This window comes from Peterkaempfera griseoplana, from assembly GCF_001418575.1.
Lineage (GTDB): Bacteria > Actinomycetota > Actinomycetes > Streptomycetales > Streptomycetaceae > Peterkaempfera > Peterkaempfera griseoplana.
The window spans coordinates 1-6,094 of record NZ_LIQR01000394.1 but is presented as its reverse complement, the minus strand read 5'-3'; the positions used below and the strand labels follow the sequence as shown (position 1 = coordinate 6,094).

General features: G+C 74.9%; 4 protein-coding genes and 2 pseudogenes. 1 reads left to right on the top strand and 5 read right to left on the bottom strand.

Annotated elements, in window-relative coordinates; all coding sequences use genetic code 11:
- Window positions 1-261 precede the first annotated feature (261 nt).
- The 5 genes and pseudogenes from AOK09_RS27120 to mobA all read right to left on the bottom strand — a co-directional run.
- Entirely contained in the window at window positions 262-1,239 is a 978-nt protein-coding gene (locus AOK09_RS27120; RefSeq protein WP_055589882.1) for an NAD(P)H-quinone oxidoreductase, read from the bottom strand.
- A 39-nt stretch (window positions 1,240-1,278) separates the two neighbouring features.
- Window positions 1,279-2,271 carry a potassium channel family protein gene (locus AOK09_RS27115; RefSeq protein WP_107101461.1) on the bottom strand — a complete coding sequence of 331 codons (993 nt, stop codon included), beginning with the start codon at window positions 2,269-2,271 and terminating at the stop codon, window positions 1,279-1,281.
- A 122-nt stretch (window positions 2,272-2,393) separates the two neighbouring features.
- A complete protein-coding gene (locus tag AOK09_RS27110; RefSeq protein WP_055589880.1) occupies window positions 2,394-3,653 on the bottom strand; it encodes a molybdopterin molybdotransferase MoeA in 1,260 nt (419 codons plus the stop codon).
- Window positions 3,654-3,790: 137 nt separating this feature from the next.
- Window positions 3,791-4,085: pseudogene (locus AOK09_RS27105) on the bottom strand (DUF6457 domain-containing protein); the annotation flags it as partial.
- A gap of 162 nt (window positions 4,086-4,247) precedes the next feature.
- A pseudogene (gene mobA, locus AOK09_RS27100) lies at window positions 4,248-4,847 on the bottom strand (molybdenum cofactor guanylyltransferase); the annotation flags it as partial.
- A gap of 117 nt (window positions 4,848-4,964) precedes the next feature.
- Between mobA and AOK09_RS27095 the strand changes: the two are divergent.
- Window positions 4,965-6,059, top strand: coding sequence for an NADH:flavin oxidoreductase/NADH oxidase (locus AOK09_RS27095; RefSeq protein WP_055589877.1), 1,095 nt, complete (start codon window positions 4,965-4,967; stop codon window positions 6,057-6,059).
- The last annotated feature ends 35 nt before the right edge of the window (window positions 6,060-6,094 follow it).

Below are 6,094 nucleotides of genomic sequence, written 5' to 3'. Positions count from 1 at the left end.
GCGGTCACTGGCGGGCGTCCTTCCGACAGCCGCCGCTCTGGGGCGACGGCACCGGGCAAGGCCGGCGGCGCCCAGGACCTCGGCGCCGCTACCCTCCGGCCTGCGGAGCGTGGCCGGACGGTTCCTCTCCAGAATCACACAGGCCGACATCCACGGCATATCGGACTGTTGATCTCCGTCGGGGCAACCCCGCACCGCCGCACCGGCCCCGTCGCACCCCGGCCTCCCCGCCGAGCCGTCCCGGCGCCGCCCCGGCCCGGATCACACCGCCAGCAGAATCTTCCCGATGTGCCCACTGCTCTCCATCAGCCGGTGCGCCTCGGCCGCCTCGGCCATCGGCAGCACCCGGTCGACCACCGGCCGCACCACACCGGACTCGATCAGCGGCCAGACGTGCTCCCGCACCGACGCCACGATGGCGGCCTTCTCGTCGAGCGGCCGGGCGCGGAGGCTGGTGGCCGCGATCGCGGCCCGCTTGGCGAGCAGCTTGCCCAGGTTCAGTTCCGCCTTGGCCCCGCCCTGCATACCGATGACCACCAGCCGGCCGTTGACCGCCAGGGCGTCCAGATTGCGGTCGAGGTACTTGGCCCCGATGACATCGAGGATGACGTCCGCCCCCCGGCCCTCCGTCGCGTCCGCCAGCGCCGCCACGAAGTCCTGCCGGTGGTAGTCGATCAGCACGTCCGCACCCAGCTCCCGGCACGCCGCCAGCTTCTCCTCGCTGCCCGCGGTCACCGCGACGGTCGCCCCGACCGCCTTGGCCAGCTGGATCGCCATGGTGCCGATGCCGCTCGACCCGCCGTGCACCAGCAGCGTCTCCCGCGGACGCAGATGCGCGACCTGAAAGACGTTGGACCACACCGTCGAGACCACCTCGGGCAGGCCGGCAGCCTCGACCAGCCCGACCTCCCTGGGCACCGGCAGCAGCTGTCCGGCCGGCACCGCGACCCGGCCCGCGTACCCGCCGCCGCTCAGCAGCGCGCACACCTCGTCACCCACCGCCCACCCGGCCACCCCCGGGCCGAGTTCCGCGATCCGTCCGGAGCACTCCAGCCCCGGATAGGGCGACGCGCCCGGCGGGGGATCGTAGAAGCCCTGCCGCTGCAGCACATCGGCCCGGTTGACGGCCGAGGCCGCCACCTCCAGCAGCACCTCGCCCTCGCCTGGCACGGGATCCGGCACCTCCGCCCACACCAGCGCGTCGGGGCCGCCCGGTTTCGGAACAGTGATCGCTCGCATGCCGACCACGCTAGCCCCGCCGGACCCGGACCGCCGACATCAGGCCCGTGAGGCCTCACGGATCGTGATCAGCCGGTCGGTAAGCTGCAGCACCGCCGCCTCGGGGTCGCAGTAGTGCAGCAGTCTGCTGCCCCGCACTACCGCGACCACCAGATCGGGGCACTCCCGCGGGCTGCGCCCCGCCTCGGCGCGGGTGACCGGCCGCTCCCCCAGGTCCATCCCGGTGCCATGGGTGAGCAGGTCCTCCATCACCGCGCCGGTGTTGGGGCTCAGCATGGACATCCCCAGCAGGCGTCCCGCCGAGCCGGAGCTGGTCACGACCACATCGGCGCCGCTCTGCCGCAGCAGCGGGACGTTCTCGTCCTCGCGCACCGCGACCACCACGGTGGCCCGCCGGTTGAGCTGCCGCGCGGTCAGGGTGACCAGTACGGCGGTGTCGTCGCGCTGGGCGGCCACCACCACCCTGGAGGCGGTCTCCAGCCGGGCCCGTTGCAGGGTCTCGGTACGGGTCGCGTCGCCGAGCACCGCCACCAGACCGTCGGCCGTGGCTGCCTCCACCGCCTGTCGCTGGGGGTCCACCACCACGATCTCGTCCTGGGACAACCCCTGGCCCAACAGGGCGTTCACCGCATGACGGCCCTTGGTGCCGTAGCCGACGACGACGGTGTGTTCGCGCAAGGCGTTCCTCCAGCGGGTCAGCCGCAGCTGGCGGCGGGTGCGCTCGGCCAGCACCTCCAGGGTGGTGCCCACCAGGATGATCAGGAAGACGACCCGCAGCGGGGTGATCACCAGGATGTTGGTGAGCCGGGCCGAGTCGCTCACCGGCGTGATGTCGCCGTACCCGGTGGTGGAGAGGGTCACCGTGGCGTAGTAGGCGGCGTCCAGCAGGTCCAGTGGTCCGCCGGCGCTGTCGTGGTAGCCACCGCGGTCTGCATAGACGAGCAGCACCGTCAGCGCCAGCACCGCCAGCGCCAGCAGCAGCCGCCGGGCGACCTGCAGCAGCGGTGGCAGCGCGGGCCGGTTCGGCAGCAGGACCCATCGGTCGGCGGGCTCCTGGCGGAGCGACCAGGTCCGCTCCTGCTGAGGCGGCCGGTCGTTGGCCCGCGGCCGGCCGGAGGGACGGGGCGGCGGTGCCGGTGGCGGCTGCTGGAAGCTCAACGGCCCGGTACCTCCAGCAGCTCCACCACCGCGCCGGCGGGCAGACCACCGGGCGGGACCACCGCCAGGCCGTCGGCGAGGGCCAGGCCGCGCAGCATCGCCGGACCGTCGAAGGCCAGGGGTTCGGCGCCTCCCTCCGAGAGCCGCACCGGCAGCAGCCGGGTGTCACGCGGGTGCCCGGGCATCCCGTCGGCGAGCAGGACCCGGCGGGCCGCTCCGGCCGGGTGGCCGCCCAGGGCGCGCAGCAGCGGGACGGCCAGGGTCACCGCCCCGGCCACCGCGGCCAGCGGGTTGCCCGGCAGACCGACCACATGGCGGAGCCTGGGCGCGGTCCCGGCAGGCTGCCCCGCCGGGGAGCGCGGCCCCGGTGCCCCCGCGGGGCCGGCGGCTGCGGGCCCGGACCCGGACGGCAGCTCGGCGAGCAGCATCGGATGGCCCGGGCGGACCGCCACGGAGTCCACCAGCAGCCGGGCGCCGGCCTGGGTGAGTGCCTCATGGAGGAAGTCCACCGGCCCTGCGGCCGTACCGCCGGTGGTGACCACCACATCGGCGGACGAGTGCCGCAGGGCGTCCCGCAGCAGCGCCAGGTCGTCCCGCACCAGGCGACGGCCGACCAGCCGGGCCCCGCACCCCTCCAGCCAGGGGTGCAGCAGCGGACCCAGGGCGTCCCGGACCCGGCCGTCCCTGGGCGGGCCGGACTCCAGCAGCTCGTCACCGAGCAGCAGCAGTTCCACGGTGGGACGGCGGTGCACGGCGAGCCGGTCGCAGCCGGCTGCGGCGGCGAGGCCCAGCACGGCCGGGGTGACGGTGGCGCCGGCGGGCAGCAACGGCTCACCCCGGCGGCACTCCTGACCGCGCGGGCGGACATCGCGGCCCGGTTCCGCTGCCCGGGGGGCGTGGTCGTGCAGCAGGTCACCGCCCGGCCCGCGCTGCTCCACCGAACCGTGCTCCCGGCGCAGCACGGCGGTGGCGCCGGCCGGCAGCGGAGCTCCCGTGGCGATCCTGGTGGCGGTGCCGTCGGGGAGCGGACCGGACGGACTCTGGCCCGCCAGCAGACCGCCGTGCAGCCGCCAGGGTCCGGGGCCGGCGACGGCCCAGCCGTCCATGGCGGCGGTGTCGAACGGCGGCAGGTCGGTGCGGGCGACCAGCGGCTCGGCGAGGGCGTGGCCCAGGGCCTGGGCCGCATCGACGCGGAGCGTCTCCAGCGGTCGGCCGCCGGCCCGGCGGGCGCTGTCGCGGGCCGACTGCCAGGGCATCCCGGGCGGCGGCCCCGGCTGCGGGGCATCGGCCGGGGGAGCCGCGGGCGCGTCCTGGTCGAAGGGGTCGTCCGGGCTCCGGGGCGGCTTGGAGGTGCCCGGTGTCCCGGCGTCGGTGCCCACGGGTGCGTCCGTACTCATCCGGGACCGTCGGCGTCGTGCCGTTCGGCCGCCCATCGCCGGGCAAGGGCCTCCGCCTTGCGGCAGGCCTCGGTGACCGCCTCGGGGCCGCCTCCGGCGCGGGCCGCCGCGTAGCCGACCAGGAAAGCGGTCAACGGGGCCGCCGGGCGGGCGACTCCGTGGGCCACGACCTTGGTCATGTCGAGCAGCTCGGCGACATCGACGTCGAGGTCGACACCCAGTTCGGTCCTGGCTTCGGTGATCCAGTCATCCAGCACGCCGCCCATGTTCCCGGATCCGGGGACGGGCGGCATGCACCGACCGGTGCCGTGTCGGCCGTTCCCGGGCCCGTCGCGCCTGTCCGGGTCGCGCCGGTGCCGATCCGGGCTGCGCCGCCCGGGCCTGCCCCGGACGGGTGTTCCCTGCACGGGCTCTCCCTGCCTGGGGAGGACCGCCGGCGGCTCAGCGGGACCGGCGCTGCCGGGCGGTCGCGACCTGGTCCCAGGTGTCGCAGTCGTAGGCGGCGCCGCCGGGGTCCGGGAGCCTGGCCGTCCGCAGTCCGGCGACCAGCCGGCGCAACGGCAGGCCGTCCGGGCGGCCACCGCTCCGGGCGAGGAGATCGGCGAGCGCGGCACGCAGGGCCTCCGTACGGTAGGCGGCGGCCAGTGGCTGCTCCCGGCCGTCGGCGTCGACCAGCACCGCGGCGTCCGGTCCGGGGGTTGCGAGTGCCTCCACCAGCCGCCGTACGGTCGGCCGGTCGAGGAACGGCAGATCGGCTGCCAGCAGCACCGCCACCGGTGCCTGGACGTACGGCAGTCCTGCGGCGACCGCAGCCACCGGGCCGCCGCCGGGCGGTTCCTCCCTGGCCCAGCGCACCGTGCGGCCGGCCGTGTCACGGACCGGGCCGACGACCACCGTGGCGCCCGCGTCGGGACAGGCCGCCAGCACATGCACCAGCAGCGTGGACTCCCCCACCCGCAAGCCGGGTTTGTCCGCTCCGCCGAGCCGGCGGGCGGCCCCGCCTGCCAGAACCAGTGCGTCATAGGCGATCCGCCCCGTGCTGCTCTGCTGCATGACCCGAGTATGGCCCGAGCCACCCAAACACCATGCGGTTGCAATTATTTCTTACGCTGCCTATTGTCTGCTGCAGTAGGACCACCCGCATCGCCGCTACCCGAGCGAGGAAGACACATGAGTGCTCTCTTCGAGCCCCTCACCCTGCGCAGCCTCACGATCCCCAACCGGGTGTGGATGGCGCCGATGTGCCAGTACTCCGCCGCACCCGAGGGCGCCGACACCGGCGTCCCCGGCGACTGGCACTTCCAGCACCTTGCCTCCCGCGCGGCCGGCGGCGCCGGTCTGATTCTGGTCGAGGCCACCGCCGTCCTGCCCGAGGGCCGCATCAGCTCCCATGACCTGGGGCTGTGGAACGAGCGCCAGCAGAAGGCCTTCACCCGGATCACCGCCTTCCTCGAACAGCAGGGCACCGTCCCCGGCATCCAGCTCGCCCATGCCGGACGCAAGGCCGGTGACGCCCAGCCCTGGTCAGGCCGCGGCGTGCTCTCCCCGGAGGAGGGAGGCTGGCAGGCCGTCGCTCCGAGCGCGCTGGCCTTCGGCGACCGGCCCGTCCCGCACGAGCTGGACACCGACGGGATCCAGCGCGTCGTCCGGGGCTTCGCGGACGCTGCCCGCCGCGCCCACGACGCCGGGTTCAAGGTGATCGAACTGCACGGCGCCCACGGCTACCTGATCAATGCGTTCCTCTCCCCGTACGCCAACCGGCGCACGGACTCCTACGGCGGGACGATCCAGAACCGGATGCGTCTGGCCCTGGAGGTCGTCGAGGCCGTCCGCACCGTCTGGCCCGACGAGCTGCCGCTCTTCTTCCGCACCTCGGCCACCGACTGGCTCTCCGGCGACACCGACGACGAACGGGAGGGCTGGACCGGCGAGGACACCGTCCTGCTGGCCAAGGAGCTCCAGGCCCGAGGGGTCGATCTCCTCGACGTCTCCACCGGCGGCATCGCACCTGACGCCCGTATTCCGGTCGCTCCCGGGTTCCAGGTGCCCTTCGCCGAGGCCGTCCGCGTCCGGACCGGACTTCCCACCGCTGCCGTCGGCCTGATCACCGAGCCCGAGCAGGCCGAGGAGATCGTGGCCTCCGGTCGGGCCGACGCCGTACTGCTCGCCCGTGAGCTGCTGCGCAACCCCACCTGGCCCCTGCAGGCCGCCCGTCGGCTGGGTGCCGAGGTGCTTCCTCCGGTGCAGTACTCCCGCGCCCACTGACCCGGCCTTCCGGCGCCCGGTCAGCGCGCCAGCCT